This is a genomic window from Streptomyces sp. NPDC053426 (assembly GCF_055585405.1).
Genome location: NZ_JBVJKE010000002.1, coordinates 505504 through 521149, shown reverse-complemented (window position 1 = coordinate 521149; position 15646 = coordinate 505504). Strand labels below are relative to the sequence as shown.

General features: G+C 71.7%; 11 protein-coding genes. 5 read left to right on the top strand and 6 right to left on the bottom strand.

Annotated elements, in window-relative coordinates; translation table 11 throughout:
* Window positions 1-17: 17 nt before the first annotated feature.
* Both greA and ACZ62B_RS06165 read right to left on the bottom strand, forming a co-directional pair.
* Window positions 18-515 (bottom strand): transcription elongation factor GreA, encoded by a 498-nt coding sequence (gene greA, locus ACZ62B_RS06170; protein ID WP_344557403.1) that lies wholly within the window; start codon window positions 513-515, stop codon window positions 18-20.
* A gap of 168 nt (window positions 516-683) precedes the next feature.
* The gene (locus tag ACZ62B_RS06165; protein WP_344557401.1) at window positions 684-1082 is read right to left on the bottom strand and encodes a DUF4307 domain-containing protein; all 399 of its coding nucleotides are present in this window, start codon (window positions 1080-1082) and stop codon (window positions 684-686) included.
* Between the two features lie 148 nt (window positions 1083-1230).
* On the opposite strand from ACZ62B_RS06165, the gene mca reads away from it, so the two are divergent.
* Window positions 1231-2112, top strand: coding sequence for a mycothiol conjugate amidase Mca (mca, locus tag ACZ62B_RS06160; RefSeq protein ID WP_344557399.1), 882 nt, complete (start codon window positions 1231-1233; stop codon window positions 2110-2112).
* Complete coding sequence (locus ACZ62B_RS06155; RefSeq protein WP_344557397.1) at window positions 2105-2350, top strand: hypothetical protein; 246 nt, start codon at window positions 2105-2107, stop codon at window positions 2348-2350. Before mca ends, ACZ62B_RS06155 begins: the two co-directional genes overlap by 8 nt.
* Before the next feature lie 228 nt (window positions 2351-2578).
* On the opposite strand, the gene ACZ62B_RS06150 is transcribed toward ACZ62B_RS06155, so the two are convergent.
* Window positions 2579-5779: a tetratricopeptide repeat protein gene (locus ACZ62B_RS06150; RefSeq protein ID WP_468725196.1), complete on the bottom strand. Its 3201-nt coding sequence runs from the start codon at window positions 5777-5779 to the stop codon at window positions 2579-2581.
* Between the two features lie 585 nt (window positions 5780-6364).
* On the opposite strand from ACZ62B_RS06150, the gene ACZ62B_RS06145 reads away from it, so the two are divergent.
* The 3 genes from ACZ62B_RS06145 to ACZ62B_RS06135 all read left to right on the top strand — a co-directional run bounded on the left by ACZ62B_RS06145 (window position 6365) and on the right by ACZ62B_RS06135 (window position 13023).
* Window positions 6365-10423: an SGNH/GDSL hydrolase family protein gene (locus ACZ62B_RS06145; RefSeq protein ID WP_469689349.1), complete on the top strand. Its 4059-nt coding sequence runs from the start codon at window positions 6365-6367 to the stop codon at window positions 10421-10423.
* A 40-nt stretch (window positions 10424-10463) separates the two neighbouring features.
* Window positions 10464-10850: a hypothetical protein gene (locus ACZ62B_RS06140; protein WP_344557383.1), complete on the top strand. Its 387-nt coding sequence runs from the start codon at window positions 10464-10466 to the stop codon at window positions 10848-10850.
* A gap of 139 nt (window positions 10851-10989) precedes the next feature.
* A complete protein-coding gene (locus ACZ62B_RS06135) occupies window positions 10990-13023 on the top strand; it encodes a thioredoxin domain-containing protein (RefSeq protein WP_469689348.1) in 2034 nt (677 codons plus the stop codon).
* Between the two features lie 103 nt (window positions 13024-13126).
* Here ACZ62B_RS06135 and ACZ62B_RS06130 read toward each other — a convergent pair whose 3' ends face one another.
* The 3 genes from ACZ62B_RS06130 to trhA form a co-directional block, all read right to left on the bottom strand.
* Window positions 13127-13858 (bottom strand): Mut7-C RNAse domain-containing protein, encoded by a 732-nt coding sequence (locus ACZ62B_RS06130; protein ID WP_344557380.1) that lies wholly within the window; start codon window positions 13856-13858, stop codon window positions 13127-13129.
* A gap of 13 nt (window positions 13859-13871) precedes the next feature.
* Entirely contained in the window at window positions 13872-14525 is a 654-nt protein-coding gene (locus ACZ62B_RS06125) for a TetR/AcrR family transcriptional regulator (RefSeq protein ID WP_344557379.1), read from the bottom strand.
* Window positions 14526-14612: 87 nt separating this feature from the next.
* Window positions 14613-15326: a PAQR family membrane homeostasis protein TrhA gene (gene trhA, locus ACZ62B_RS06120; RefSeq protein ID WP_344557377.1), complete on the bottom strand. Its 714-nt coding sequence runs from the start codon at window positions 15324-15326 to the stop codon at window positions 14613-14615.
* Window positions 15327-15646 lie beyond the last annotated feature (320 nt).

Here is a 15646-nt window from a genome sequence, read left to right as displayed (position 1 = left end):
GGACTCGCGGGGGCGGGTCAGCCGTTGTACGGCTTCGCCTCCAGGATCTTCACCGAGGCCTTCTTGCCGTTCGGCAGCTCGTACTCCGCGTCCTCGCCGACCTTGTGGCCGATGACGCCCGAGCCGAGCGGGGACTGCGGCGAGTAGGTCTCGATGTCGGCGCTCGCGTACTCGCGGGAGGCGAGCAGGAAGGACAGCGTGTCGTCCTCGTCACCGTCGAAGGCGATCGTCACGACCATGCCGGGCGCCACGGCGCCGTCGGCCGCCGGGGCCTCGCCGACCTTGGCGTTCTCGAGGAGCTGGGTGAGCTGGCGCACACGGAGCTCCTGCTTGCCCTGCTCCTCCTTGGCCGCGTGGTACCCGCCGTTCTCCCGCAGGTCGCCCTCCTCGCGCGCGGCGGCGATCTTCGCGGAGATCTCCGTGCGCGCGGGACCAGTAAGGTACGCAAGCTCTTCCTTGAGCTTGTTGTACGCCTCCTGGGTCAGCCAGGTGACGTTCTCGCTGGTCTGGGTCACAGGTGCTCCTCGTAGGTACTGGGAATACAAAGCATCGCCCTACCCAGAAGGATGTTCCTCCAGGGATGGGCGAAACCACGAGCCTAACAATTGAGTGCCCGTAGGGGGAGGACATAAGCCACCGGACTCATGTCAGCGCAGGTCAGCGGCCAGGTATTCCCCGCGGCGTCAGCCCGTGTGACAGCCGAGGAGCTCGGCAGAGGTGCCCCGGGAGGTGGTGCGGAGCGTGACGACCTCGTCGACGCGTGTGGCGTCCTCGTCGAAGCGGAAGTCGGCGCGGCCCACCTCGGCGCCGTCCTCGGACTGGGAGCGGACCGTGCAGTAGCCGGCGACGCCCGCGTCCTTGTGCACCTCCAGGTGCACCTTCACGGAGTCCTCGGAGATGTCGAAACCGATCACCTCGGCGCTGATCTCGTTCTGGGCGACGTAGTGGTAGCCGAACCAGCCGACCAGCCCGAGCATCAGCACCGACAGCACGGCGCCGACGACCTTGAGGGTGCGGTCGGCACGCTGGTCCGAGGAGCGGCCGTAACGGCCCTCGGGCAGCCGCGTGCTCGACGTACTCATGATCGTCTCCTCGGCAGGAGGGGGCCGGTGTCCCCAGGCGGGTCCCGGAGCGCGGACTCCGGAATTTTTCGTCCCCCGATTCGGTCACTATAGAAGCCTGCGACCGCGCCGCCGCACTGAGGGCGCCTACCGACTTGAGGATTGAGTCTTGACTGACCAGCTGCGACTGATGGCCGTGCACGCCCACCCCGACGACGAGTCGAGCAAGGGCGCGGCCACCATGGCGAAGTACGTGTCCGAGGGGGTGGACGTGCTGGTGGTGACCTGCACGGGCGGGGAGCGCGGCTCCATCCTCAATCCGAAGCTGCAGGGCGACGCGTACATCGAGGAGCACATCCACGAGGTGCGCAAGAAGGAGATGGACGAGGCCCGGGAGATCCTGGGGGTGAAGCAGGAGTGGCTCGGGTTCGTCGACTCCGGGCTGCCCGAGGGCGACCCGCTGCCGCCGCTGCCGGAGGGCTGCTTCGCCCTGGAGGACGTCGACAAGGCGGCCGGCGAGCTGGTGCGGAAGATCCGTTCCTTCCGTCCCCAGGTGATCACCACCTATGACGAGAACGGCGGCTACCCGCACCCCGACCACATCATGACCCACAAGATCACGATGGTGGCGTTCGAGGGCGCGGCGGACACCGAGAAGTACCCGGAGGACGAGTACGGCCCGGCGTACCAGCCGCTGAAGGTGTACTACAACCAGGGGTTCAACCGTCCCCGCACCGAGGCGCTGCACCAGGCGATGCTGGACCGCGGCCTGGAGTCGCCGTACGGGGACTGGCTGAAGCGCTGGAGCGAGTTCGAGCGCAAGGAGCGCACGCTCACCACGCACGTGCCGTGCGCCGACTTCTTCGAGATCCGTGACAAGGCGCTGATCGCGCACGCGACGCAGATCGACCCCGACGGGGGCTGGTTCCGGGTGCCGATGGACCTCCAGCGGGAGGTCTGGCCGACGGAGGAGTACGAGCTGGCGAAGTCCCTTGTCGATACCTCCCTCCCCGAGGACGACCTCTTCGCGGGCATCCGGGACAATGCCTGACATGAGCGCAAGCGCAAGCCTGGCAATGACCCACCTGGTGCCTCTGGCCAAGGAACTCGACGAGGACAAGGTGACCCCTGGTGTTCTCGGGTTCATCGTGTTCGCGGTGATGGCTCTGGCGGTGTGGGCCCTGATGAAGTCCATGAACCGTCATATGGGCCGCGTCGACTTCGTCGAGTCCGAGGACTCGGGGACGGCCGAGAAGGCCGAGGCGACGGCTGCGGAGAAGCGGGGCTGATCCCGTCCGCCGCTCCCGCGGGCAGTCGTGCCTCCCTCAGCGCCTCAAGGGCCTGGGAGGCATCCCGCGAACGCCGGGCTGAGACGCCTCCGGCCGGCATCGACGCCGGGGGCCGGCTGCGGGGTGGTTGTGCCCACCCTCCCCCACTCTCGGCTTCGCTCGAGCGGGGGAACCCCCACCGCCCCGCGGAACGACTGCCCACAACCACCGGTGGGTGGCCGGCGCGCCCTAAGCCTTCTTGGCCACCGCCACCCCCATCACCTCCCGGGCGTGGCGGCCGGGGACCATGCCCAGGTGCCAGGCCTGCCAGCCGGCCTCCAGGCTGACGCCCCGTTCCAGGAGGAGCTGGTACGCCTCCACGCAGTCGGACAGTTTCCCGTCGCGGGAGTCGTGGCCGGACCGGCCCAGCCGGGACAGCTCCTCCTGGGCCACCGCCGTACCGACCTCCGTGCCGCCCGGTGCCGCGTACGGCAGCAGCGTGCAGCGCAGGAAGCGTGCCCAGTCCTCGCCGCGCCGGTCGCCGTAGGACACGAACAGGGACACCGCCTCGTCGCACAGCGCCAGCGCCTGCTGGGTGCGCGCGTTGCCCGCGTCGACGACCGCCAGCTCCAGGCAGGTCCACGCCTCCCCGTGCGCGACCCCGATGCGCTGGAAGTCGGCGCGCGCGTCCACCAGGAGCTGCCGGGCGAACCCGGAGTTCCGCAGCGACCCCGTCCGGGCCGCCAGCTGGTCCCGGGTCACCCGCGCCGAGTGGTGCCGGGCGCAGGCCAGGCCGTACACGTCCCGCATCCGGGAGAACATCGTGCGGGCGCGTTCCAGCTCGCGCACCGCCCGGTCCAGGTCACCGGTCTCCTCCAGCGCCTGGCCCAGGTAGTACAGCGTCCACGCCTCGCCCCGCGCGTCCTCGTTGTCCCGGTGCCGGGCGGCGGCCCGGCGCAGGTCCTCCACCGCCGGTGAGGCGTCCCCGTCGACCAGCCGGGCCCGCGCCAGCTCGGTCAGCGCCCACGCCTCACCGCGGGCGTCGCGGGTACGGCCGTACAGCTCCAGGGCCGTGCGCAGCTCGGCCTCCGCACGCGGCACGTCGCCCATCCGCAGGTTCAGCTGGCCGAGCTGGAAGTGCGCCCAGGCCTGCCCGTGCACGGACTCGCCCGCGCGGTGCAGCACCAGCGACTCGGTGAGCAGGTCCAGCGCCTCGGACAGCCGGGCCCGGTCCCGCTCCACCGCGGCGAGCGCGTGCATCGTCCAGGCGCGGTCGGTGGCCAGCTCGGGCGCGGCCTGCAGCTCCAGCGCCTCCCGCAGCCTCGCCGACGCCTCCGTCAGATTGCCCTGGTGGTGCAGCGTGATGCCCAGCGAGGTCAGCGCCCGCGCCGCGCCCGCGCCGTGCTGCGCCTCCCGGTACAGGTCCACCACCGACGTCAGCGTGGTCCGCGCCTTGTCCAGCTCGCCGAGCTGCCGTGCCGCGATACCGGTGCGCCACTGCACGGAGCGCACCAGCAGCCCCTCGTCCACGGCCTGCGCCAGCTCGTTGATCTCACCCAGGCGGTACAGGTCGCCGCGCAGCAGGCAGTAGTCGCACAGCGCGCCGAGCAGGTTCAGCACCGCCCGCCGGTCCACGCCCTCCGCGTGCCGCAGCGCCGCCGTGATGAAGCTCGACTCGTCGTCCAGCCAGCGCAGCGCCTCGTCCAGCGAGGTGAAGCCGTACGGGCTGAAGCGGTCCGAGCGGGTCGACATGTTGCCGTCGACCAGCCGCAGCACCGAGTCGGCCAGCTCGGCGTAGTTCACGATCAGCCGTTCCTGCGCGGCCGTGCGCTCGGCCGGTTCCTCCTCGTCGAGGAGCCGGGCCAGGGCGAAGGCGCGGACGAGGTCGTGCAGCCGGTAGCGGCTGTGCCGTACGCGGTCGATCAGGCCGGCGCGGTGCAGCGCGACCAGGTGCCGGGTGCCCTCGGCCTCGTCGGTGGCGAGGAGGGCCGCCGCCGCGGCGGCGCCCAGGGAGGCCCGGCCGGCCAGGGCGAGCCGCCGCAGCAGCCGCCGCAGGATCTCCGGCTGGTCGGTGTAGCGCAGCCACAGCGCCCGCTCGACCGGTTCGACGGGCCCGTAGGCGCCCAGGTCGGTGGCGAGCGCGAGGGGCGAGCGGGGGCCGAGGGCCGCACCGGCGATCCGCAGCGCCAGCGGCAGGCCCCCGCACAGCTCCCGCACCCGCTCGGCGGAGTCGGCGTCGTAGGGACCCGAGGAGTCCTGCGCGGCGACCGCGAGCAGCTCCTCCGCACCGGCCGCGTCCAGCGCGTCCACCGGCAGCTGGTGGACCCGGGCCGGCAGATCGTCCGGCAGCCCGAGCGGCGCGCGGGAGGTGACCAGGACGAGACTGTCGGACCGTTCCGGTATCAGCGTGCGCACCTGCTGCGGATCGGAGGCGTCGTCCAGCACCACCGTCACCGGCATCCCGGTCAGATGCTGGTGGTACAGCTCGCTCAGCCGTTTGACCTGCTGGTCGGGGGAGGACCGCTCGCGGAACAGCAGCTGCTCGCGGGGCGCCCCGAGCCGGTTCAGCAGGTGCAGCAGCGCGTCCCGGGTGGACAGCGGGGGCTCGCCGGGGCTGTCGCCGCGCAGGTCGACGACGCAGGCGCCGCGGAAGTGGTCCTTCAGGTCGTGCGCGGCGCGCACCGCGAGCGTCGTACGGCCGCTGCCGGACGCCCCGTGCAGCACGACCACCGTCGGCTGGGTCTTCGTGGTCGCGCGGGCCGCCTGCACCCACTGCCGGATGCGCGCCATCTCCTGCCGCCGCCCCGCGAACGGTCCCAATGGCTCCGGGAGTTGTCCGAACGACTGCTCCAGCACGCTCCGCCCGCGGGCCGCCGCGCTCTTGTCCGTGCCGCGCAGCCGGGGCCCCGCCTTCTTCGGCCCGGTGGACGCGGCCAGCACCCGCTGCTGGTCCAGGAACGGCCGGATTCCCCGTACCTCCAGCGCCGTCAGCCACTGCAGCCGCAACTGCTGCGGCCCGCCCGGCTGGCTCACCGCGCCGGCCCGGTGGTGCGCGGCGGGCACATGCGCGCCGGCCACCTTCACCACCGTCGCCGCCGCGCCGACGACCCCGACGGTCACGCCCGCGCCCAGCGCCGTCCCGGTGCCCGTCCCGAGCGCCATGTCGGCGACCACGGCCGCGACCCCCGCCACCCCGGCCACCAGCAGCGGCGTCCCGGCGCCCTCGCGGGCGTAACGCTGCCGGAAGGTGAGCCGCCCGGCCTCCGCCTCGTCCAGGGCGCGCGTGTACGCCTCGTACTCCTCGGCCGCCGCCTGCGCCATCGTGTCCAGTGCCCCGCGCGCCCGCGCGAGCAGCACCTTGCCGTCGGTGCGCCCGCCCGACCTGCGCACCTCCTCCTCCACGGCCCGCGCCAACAGCCGCTCGGCGTCCGCCCGCTGACTGTCCCGCATGACATGTCCCCCTCCGGCGGCAACTCCTTCGCCCACGAGTGTCCTTCGTGCGGGCCGTCAGCGCGAGGGGGCGACGATCAACGGCTGCGCCGGCGCTGCCTCTTCATCCGGCCGCGGACCGTGCGGGCCGCGGGTTTGGGCAGGGCCGGTGGCGACGACGGCCAGGAGCGGCCACCCGAGGGTCCGTACCGCCCGCAGGCCGTATCCGGCCACGGCGCATGTGTCACGGCGGGCGGTGATCAGCCGGCCTGTACCGCCCGTTCCGCCGTGCTCACATGCCTGCCGCAAAGGCTTCACGGTCGTTCCGCCGAGGGGGAGCGGGGGCGGTTTTCGGCTATTGCGTGATCAAGTCTTCCTGACATGTACGCGCGGTACCTACTATGGCCGCCGCTCGAAGGAGTGGACCAGACCACTCCTTCGCTCACTGGGCGCATCACGGGCGGGGGCTTCGGTGCACGGGGGTGCCGCGCTCGCCCGTTGTCACCTTGAGGCGGTTCTGTGCGGCTGCCGGGCGGACACATCGAGGTGTCCGCCTCGCCGGCGGAGTCTGTTCGGTCAGATGCACCACCGGACCCTGGAGAACTCTTGAGACGAAGAAGCAGAAGCAGATGGGCTGCCGTCACGGCCGCGGCCATGGCCGCGGCGCTGCTGCCGTCGGCCTACGCCTGGGCGGGCCCCGGCGGGCAGGACACGGCGGCGACGGCGAAGAGTACGGAACGGCCCCCGACTCCGGAGCCCTCCGCGAACCCCTCCGCGGATGCCGGTGACCGGTCCGGCCCCGTCGACAGCGGTCCGTCGAAGGTGGAGAAGCCGGACGGAACGCTTCCGAAGGGCTGGCGCACTTCGGACGACCGGGCCGTCACCGTGGCCGGTGACCCGCGGGGGCTGCACCTGCTGGTCGCGGAGAGTTCCGAGGCGTACCAGTGGCGTGAGATCGCGACCCTGCGTGAGGACGGCTTCGACGCCGACGCCTGGATCGGCAACGTGTGTGTCACGGGCTCGGGGAAGCGCGCGGTCGTCGCCTACGCGCCCCGGACCTTCACCAACGAGCCGGCGCTGTTCGACCGGGGCGCCTTCGCGGCCGTGGTGGACCTGGCGGACGGCAAGGTGACCAAGTTGCGGGAGCAGGTCTCCCTGGCCTACTTCAACCCCGGCTGCGGCACGGACGAGACCGTGGTGCTCAGCCAGTTCGGCGACGAGTCGGTGGGCAGGACCCGGCTGCTGCGGCTCGACGCCGCCACCGGCGAGGTCACCCGCACTCAGACCGTGCCGGGCGAGGCGACGTCGGCCGTGCCGGTCGAGGACGGCATCGTCGCGGCCTTCGGCGACAAGCTGACCCGGGTCGCCGCCGACGGACGCAGGAAAGTGATCGGCGAGACGTCGGGTCCCGCGTTCCGCCTGCACCCGGACGCCGACGGCGGAGTCGGCTTCCTCGACCGCGAGGGCGACCGGGTCGACGTTCGCCGCACGACGTCCGACGGCAAGATCAGCACCCTCGCTCACGGCAGGCTCGGCCAGGTCGGTCTCGCCGGCGGCACCGGCGGCAGGCTCTTCCTCACCGGCGACGCCGAGGACGTGACCGACCTGCCGGCGAGCATCAAGCGCCTGGACGTCGCGGCCGACGCCCAGGTCTCCTCGCACGGACGTCTGGCCGTGCGCAAGGCCGTCTCCGCCGGCCTGCGCACACACGGGTCACCGGACCCACTGGCCGATCGGGCGGACGAAGGCATCGCGCTGCCGTACCGGGTCGAGGCCGAGGTGCCGCAGACCGGCGAGAAGGTCGAGTTCACCGTCCCCGGCAGGACGGCCTCCACCCTGGAGAAGCCCTCACCGGCCCTGCGGACCGCCTCCCCGGCGGGTGCGGGCGGCTCCGGGAAGCAGGAGCAGGGCACGCGGACCCAGGCGGCCGGATCCCGCCCGCTGGCCGCGGTCGACTCCTCCTCCACCACGTACGATCCGGAAGCCACGTGCGGCGTTCCTCGTAACCACCCCGGCTACCAGGCGCTGCAACCCACCCCCAACCAGGTCGAGTGGGCGGTGGACATGGCGATCAGGGGCAACCTCACCAGCGGCTGGATCACCCAGGGCGGCTGGCGCTCCCAGGCCGGACTCGGCTCGTCGGTGTCACCGTCCTCCATGTTCCCGCTGCCGGAACTCAAGGACGCGCCGGCGGGCTCCCGGATACCGGCCCAGGTGCTGCTGGGCGTTCTCGCCCAGGAGTCCAACCTCTGGCAGTCGACCCATCACGTGCTGCCGGGCCAGACCGGCAGCCCGCTGATCGGGAACTTCTACGGCACCAACATCTACCCCGGCACGCCCGGTTACGACCCCGACAAGTACTGGACCATCAACTGGGACGAGGCGGACTGCGGCTACGGCATGGGCCAGCAGACCGACGGCATGAGCAGCGCCTCCCGCCAGCAGCCGGGCAAGCCCGCGGCGTTCCCCGCGGATCAGCAGCGCGCGATCGCCCTCGACTACACGGCCAACGTCGCCGTCGCGGCGCAGACCCTGTCGAAGAAGTGGAACGAGCTGCACACCGACGGCCAGCGCGTCGAGATCAACGACGACGACCCGCGCAACATCGAGAACTGGTTCGCCGCGGTGTGGAACTACAACCTGGGCTTCAACACCCCTGACTCCGAGGGCAAGTGGGGTCTCGGCTGGCTGAACAACCCCGCCAACCCGAAGTACCCGGCGGACCGCAACGCCTTCCTCGACAACAACAGCTACGCGGACGCCGCCCATCCGCAGGACTGGCCCTACCCCGAGAAGGTGATGGGCTGGGCCGCGTTCCCCATCGACACCGGACGCGCCTACAGCGACTCCGGCGAGCAGAACGACAGCAACACGCACGGCTACCAGGCGGCCTGGTGGAACAGCGCCCTCTACCGTACGACCGGCATCAAGCCGCCGCTCAACGCCTTCTGCAACGACACCAACGACTGCGACGACACCAGCCCGCCGGACTGCACCACCCTGGACTGCTTCGAAGCGCGCTGGTACGACGGATACGCCAAGTGGAAGACGTGCTCCGGCGACTGCGGCTTCGAGACCCTCACCTACAAGACCCTGCGCTCGGAACTCGGCCGGGGCGACAGCGGCACACCCACGTGCAGCACCAGTGGTCTGCCTTCCAACGCGCTGATCATCGACGACGTCGCCGACAGCGTGCCGACCATGCGCACGGACTGCGGCAAGTCCTGGACCAACGCGGGCAGACTGGAGTGGGAATTCGCTCCGACCGCCCCCAACGGAACCGACAGCACGGTCACCACGTACGAGGGCAAGGAGGACTTCCACCAGGTCGGCGGCGGGTTCGGGTCCCACTTCTGGTTCGCCCACACCCGCAACGGACAGAAGAGCATCGACAAGATGCGGGTCACGGGCACCTGGAAACTGGACCGGAACATGGACCAGTGGGCCCGTGTGCTCGTGCATCTGCCCGACACCGGTGCCCACACCCAGCAGGCGCGCTACCGTATCGACCTGGGCGACGGCAGCGCGCCGCGGGAGCGTTACGTGAACACCAACGTCCGTACGAACAAGTGGGTGTCGCTGGGCGTGTACCGCTTCGACGGCGTACCCAGCGTCGTCCTGGACAACGAGACGACGGACGGCACCGCCGACAACGACATCGCCTGGGACGCCGTCGCCTTCCAGCCGCTTGCCGCCAAGCCCCAGCACGTCGTCGCCGTACTGGGCGACTCCTACACCTCCGGTGAGGGCGCCGGCGCCTATTCCCCCGAGTCCGACAAGCACCACGGCACCGCGGACTGGAACGGCTGCCGGCGCAGCGACAACGCCTGGGCGCGCAAGATCGTCCTCCCGGGCCAGTCCGCGCCGCTCGGCGAACTGAGCGACGACTGGTCCACGAACGCGGAACTCGGATTCGTCGCGTGCTCGGGCGCGATGACCAAGAACGTGGCCTACGTTCCCTCGGGGAACAGCCCGCAGAATCACAACGAGGGCCAGTTCCGCGAGGTGCGCCAGGTGGATTCCGGGGTTCTGGACGACAGCACCACACTGGTGATGCTCACTCTGGGAGGCAATGACGAGAACGGTTTCGCCAACGCCATGCAGGAGTGCGGCAACATCACCGACTGCAGTGACGACTCGGGCTTCCTGACCGAGAAGAAGGCCATCGTGGACCGCATGGTCGCCGACCTGGAGTACGTCATGACGGACATCGCCGGAAAGGCGCCCAACGCGACGGTGATGCTCATGGGGTACCCCGAGCTCCTCAGCCGTACCGTCAAGTGCGCGGGCTCGTGGTACTACGACATGCCCGAGGTGGCCGCTCTCGCGGAGCTCGTGAACTACGCCAACGCGGAGCAGCGGGAGATGGTGGACCGCCTCCGCACGGGCCCGCAGAAGTACCGGATCCAGTACGCCGACCCGGTCAGCGCCTTCGTCGGCCACGGAGGCTGTGACGACCCGGAGTGGATCAACAAGATCGTCATCGGTCCCAACGGCGAGGGCGACTTCCACGCCGGAGACCCCGCGTCGCAGGCCTGCACCTGGGAATGGCTCGGTGGGGACTGCCTCAGCCGCGAGTCCTTCCACCCGAAGGACGCCGGCACGACGGGCTATGCCGCGGTGATGCGTCAGCGCCTGGACGACATCGGGTACGTAGGTTCGTGAAGTGACACCGCACCGGGAGCCGCGTACCCGCCCAGCCACCGTGACGAGGTGGCTGGGCGGGTGCGCGGGCCTGACCGCCGGTGCGGCGGTCCTGGCCTTCGCGGCCGTCGCCCTGTGGGTCGCGTACGCCGTGCCGGCGTTCTTCGACCGCGCGGAGGTGCCGACGGACGAATCGTTCGGCAAGCAGTCGGGGCTGACCCGGTCCCGCATCGCGCAGGCTCTCGGCGACGGAGTGCTGACCGATCAGGAGATCTCCCACGCCGCGACGGGCAACGAGTGGCAGGCACGGCTCACGGACCCGACGCCGCGCGTCGTGGTGAAGTACCGGGCGAACGATTCCCACCGCTGCTATTCGTTCCTTTTCCCCGACGGGCTCACCGAGCGGGGGACCGTCGGAAGCGTGCCGCTCGACCGGTGCCCCTTCTGACGAGCGGGTGGCGGCTTCGGTGTCCGCGACGCACGAGGCGTCACAGGAGCTCCGGCACGTCTCCGCCGGTGCCGGCGAGCGGGCCGACATGGGCATCGCAAGCTGGGCCGGACGGCCCCGGGCGTGCGACGATGCCGGTATGAATCGCCTGGCCGACTCCCAGTCGCCCTATCTGCTCCAGCACGCCTCCAACCCGGTGGACTGGTGGCCATGGGGAGAGGAGGCGATGGCGGAGGCCAAGCGGCGGAACGTGCCCATCCTCTTGAGTGTGGGCTATTCGAGCTGCCACTGGTGCCATGTCATGGCGCACGAGTCCTTCGAGGACCGGGCCACCGCCGACGAGATGAACGCGCACTTCGTCAGCGTCAAGGTGGACCGTGAGGAGCGCCCGGACGTCGACGCCGTCTACATGGAGGCGGTGCAGGCGGCGACCGGGCAGGGCGGCTGGCCCATGACCGTCTTCCTCACCCCGGACGCCGAGCCGTTCTACTTCGGTACGTACTTCCCGCCCGCCCCCCGGCACGGCATGCCCTCCTTCCGGCAGGTGCTCCAGGGCGTCCACCAGGCGTGGGCCGAGCGGCGCGGCGAGGTCGACGAGGTGGCGGGGAAGATCGCCCGGGATCTGGCAGGGCGGGAGCTGTCCTACGGCGACGACCAGGTGCCCGGCGAACAGGAGCTCGCCCAGGCGCTGCTCGGGCTGACCAGGGAGTACGACCCGCAGCGCGGCGGGTTCGGCGGGGCGCCGAAGTTCCCGCCGTCCATGGTGCTGGAGTTCCTGCTGCGCCACCACGCCCGCACCGGCGCCGAGGGCGCGCTGCAGATGGCGGCGGACACCTGCGAGCGCATGGCGCGCGGCGGGATCTACGACCAGCTCGGCGGCGGCTTCGCCCGGTACTCCGTGGACCGCGACTGGATCGTGCCGCACTTCGAGAAGATGCTCTACGACAACGCCCTGCTGTGCCGGGTCTACGCCCACCTGTGGCGGGCCACCGGCTCCGGACTCGCCCGCCGGGTCGCGCTGGAGACCGCCGACTTCATGGTCCGCGAACTGCGCACCGTCGAGGGCGGCTTCGCCTCGGCGCTGGACGCCGACAGCGACGACGGAACGGGCCGGCATGTCGAGGGCGCGTACTACGTCTGGACGCCCGCGCGACTGCGCGAGGTCCTCGGGGACGACGACGCGGAACTCGCCGCGCGGTACTTCGGCGTGACCGTGGAGGGCACCTTCGAGGAGGGCGCCTCGGTGCTGCAGCTCCCGCAGCGGGACGAGGTGTTCGACGCCGGGCGGATCGACGGCATCAGGGAGCGGCTGCTCGCGGCGCGCTCCGCCCGGCCCGCGCCCGGCCGGGACGACAAGGTGGTCGCCGCCTGGAACGGCCTCGCGATCGCCGCGCTCGCCGAGACCGGCGCCTACTTCGACCGGCCGGACCTCGTCGAGGCCGCCGTCGCCGCCGGTGACCTGCTGGTCCGGCTGCACCTGGACGACCAGGCCCGGATCGCCCGCACCAGCAAGGACGGCCGCACCGGCGCCAACGCGGGGGTGCTGGAGGACTACGCCGATGTCGCCGAGGGCTTCCTGGCGCTCGCCTCGGTGACCGGCGAGGGCGTCTGGCTGGAGTTCGCCGGACTGCTGCTCGACCATGTCCTGGCCCGCTTCACCGACCCCGGCTCGGGCGCCCTGTACGACACGGCGTCCGACGCCGAGCGCCTCATCCGGCGTCCGCAGGACCCGACCGACAACGCCGCCCCGTCCGGCTGGACCGCCGCAGCGGGGGCGTTGCTCGGCTATGCCGCGCACACCGGTTCGGAGCCGCACCGCACGGCCGCCGAACGGGCGCTGGGCGTGGTGAAGGCGCTCGGCCCGCGGGTCCCGCGGTTCATCGGGTGGGGGCTCGCGGTCGCCGAGGCCGTGCTGGACGGGCCGCGGGAGGTCGCGGTGGTCGGCCCGGCGCTCGACGACCCGGCCACGACCGCCCTGCACCGCACGGCGCTCCTGGGTTCCGCGCCCGGCGCGGTGGTCGCCGCCGGAACCCCGGGGAGCGACGAGTTCCCGCTGCTCGCCGACCGCCCACTGGTCCAGGGCGAACCGGCCGCCTACGTCTGCCGCAACTTCACCTGCGACACCCCGACGACCGACCCGGACCGGCTGCACAGGGCGCTGAGCGCCCCATAGGGGCGCGGGGCCGTATCGATATGCGGCTCCGCCGCGCGGGCGCGACCAGCCCTCACGGCGCCGCGGTCCCCCACGGCGCCTTCCCCCGGATGGGGCCGCCGCATCAGCCCCGCTCGGCCCGCGCGGCGACCGCCCGCTCCACGATCGCGACCAGTTGCTCGTGATGCGCCCCCTTCCAGTACGCCCGCCCGCACTCACCGCACTGCGCGAACACGTCGTACGTCCGATGCGTCCCGCCCTTCAACTGGTCGGCGACCTCGTCCTTGGTGGCCCGGCGCAGCAGCCCGTTGCAGGCGGTGCACCGGCTCCACGGCCGCAGCTCGGGCCGGAACCGGTCGAGCACGTAGGTGAGTTGCTCCTCGGGCCGGGTGCTGTAGACGAACGCCCCCGCCCACAGCTCCCGCCGCCGCAGCAGCCCCCGGTCCCGGCTGAGCATCACCCGCCGCTCCGCCGCCGACCGCGCGGCCAGCGCCGGATCGCCGATGTCGGTCGACTCGTACGCCGTGTCCACGCCCAGCAGCCGCAGCCGGCGCGCGAGCGTGCCGAGGTGCACGTCGAGCAGGAACCGCAACGGCGCGCCCGGCACCCGCTGCGGATGCTCGACGGCGCGTACGGTCACCGACTCGCCCGCGGCCGGCACGTGGCCGGCCGGCACCTCGCGGCCGTCCACGAACAGCGCGCCCACCTCGGTCAGCGGGACTCCGAGGGACTCGACGACATGGCCGAGGCTGGAGACGCCGTCGGTGGCGGCCTTCGTGGCACCGGTGGGCCGCGCCCTGGGGACGAAGAGCAGCAGCTCGGGGGCGAACTCGACGTGGATCTCGGGACCGTTCACCCGCCCAAGGATGTCATGTCCGGTGTCCGCCGCTCCGGGATTTCGCGGCGGGCAGGCCGTGCTCGACCACGTCGAGGGCCCGGTCGAGAAGGGTGGGGAGGTCGTCGGTGTGGCCGCGTTCGGCCCAGTACGTCGTGGCCTCCAGCAGGCCGCCGAGCAGGGACGTCGTGGCGACCCGCACCTCCAGGCCGTCCGGGGCGAGCCCGGTGCGCGCGGCGATCGTGTCGGCGAGGAGCCGTCCGGTGGCCGACAGGCTCTCCCGGGTCCGGGAGCGCACCGCCGGGACCTCGGCCAGCAGCCGGGCCCGCAGCAGTGTCACCTCGGGCTGCTCGGCCATCGCGCGGCGCACGGCCCCGCGCAGCACGTGCCGGACGGAGTCCGGCCAGGGCTCGCCGGCGGGCCGTGCGGCGAGTGCCGCGGCCAGCGGACGGTCGGACTCGTCCGTGAGGACGATGTCCTCCTTGGCCGGGAAGTAGCGGATGACGGTCGACGGCGACACCTCGGCGCGCTCGGCGATCCGCTCGATCGTCGTGGCGTCGTAGCCCTCTTCCCCGATCAGCGCGAAGGCCGCGCCGCGGATCGCCTCACGGGTCTTGATCTTCTTCCGCTCGCGCAGCCCCGGCCGGGGCGGGTCGGCGGGGGTGAGGGGGGAGGGTGCGGCCTTCATGAAGGCCATTGTCGGCGATCGCCGGCCACCACGGCCGGTACCGGTCCCGCGGCCGGTACCGGTCACTACGCGTGCCGGTACCGGTCACTACGCGTGCTGGTACGCCACCAGGGAGATGCCGACGTAGTGGGCGATGAAGGCGGCCAGGGTGAAGGAGTGGAAGACCTCGTGGAAGCCGAACCAGCGCGGTGAGGGGTTGGGCTTCTTGATGCCGTAGATCACTCCGCCCGCGCTGTAGAGCAGACCGCCCACGACGACCAGGACGAGTACGGCGATGCCGCCGGTGCGCATGAAGTCCGGGAGGAAGAAGACGGCCGCCCAGCCCATCGCGATGTAGCAGGGCGTGTAGAGCCAGCGGGGCGCGCCGACCCAGAAGACCCGGAAGACGATCCCGGCGGCCGCCGCCGCCCAGATGCCCCACAGCAGCCACTGTCCCTTGGAGTGCGGCAGCAGCAGGATGGTCAGCGGGGTGTAGGTGCCCGCGATGATCAGGAAGATGTTGGCGTGGTCGAGGCGGCGCAGCACCCCGTCCATGCGGGGGCTCCAGTCGCCCCGGTGGTAGAGCGCGCTCACGCCGAACAGCAGGCAGGCGGTCAGGGCGTAGACCCCGCAGGCCAGGCGCCCTCGGGCCGAGTCGGCGAAGGCGGTCAGGGCCAGTCCGGCGACCAGGGCGGCGGGGAACATGCCGAGGTGCAGCCAGCCGCGGAGCTTGGGCTTGACCGGGTGCGGCAGGGAGGTCGCGACCGGACCAGGGCCGTCGGCCACCGGGTCCTCGGGCGCGTCGGGGGCGAGCGCAGTCATGTCCGGCATCGTACCTACGGAACCGTAAGTTATGCCTCGGGGTGCCGAATTGGCCCGCGCCGAGTGGCCATCATCTCACGGTACCCCGTCGCGTTGTCACGCAAAGAAACAGTCCGGTGAACCCAACGTGCACGCAAAGTGCCACGAGAAACCGTGGCCATCGTCACGTTGCTCACCTGTGCGGCCCTCTGGACAGATGGGCGCTCTCGTCGGATGATCAAATGAGTGCGGTCGACACCGGATGAGCGCCCGAGCTCCAACCGTGAAGCATCCGGGTCGCAGCCCCCACGGGGCCTCCCAACAAAAAACCCCTCATTTAG

Excerpts from the sequence above, each read along its gene's own strand:
- ACZ62B_RS06125 (WP_344557379.1), bottom strand. The coding sequence starts at position 14,525 with ATGAAGGCCGCACCCTCCCCCCTCACCCCCGCCGACCCGCCCCGGCCG.
- ACZ62B_RS06150 (WP_468725196.1), bottom strand. The coding sequence starts at position 5,779 with ATGCGGGACAGTCAGCGGGCGGACGCCGAGCGGCTGTTGGCGCGGGCC.
- trhA (WP_344557377.1), bottom strand. The coding sequence starts at position 15,326 with ATGACTGCGCTCGCCCCCGACGCGCCCGAGGACCCGGTGGCCGACGGC.
- ACZ62B_RS06155 (WP_344557397.1), top strand. The coding sequence starts at position 2,105 with ATGCCTGACATGAGCGCAAGCGCAAGCCTGGCAATGACCCACCTGGTG.
- ACZ62B_RS06165 (WP_344557401.1), bottom strand. The coding sequence starts at position 1,082 with ATGAGTACGTCGAGCACGCGGCTGCCCGAGGGCCGTTACGGCCGCTCC.
- ACZ62B_RS06135 (WP_469689348.1), top strand. The coding sequence starts at position 10,990 with ATGAATCGCCTGGCCGACTCCCAGTCGCCCTATCTGCTCCAGCACGCC.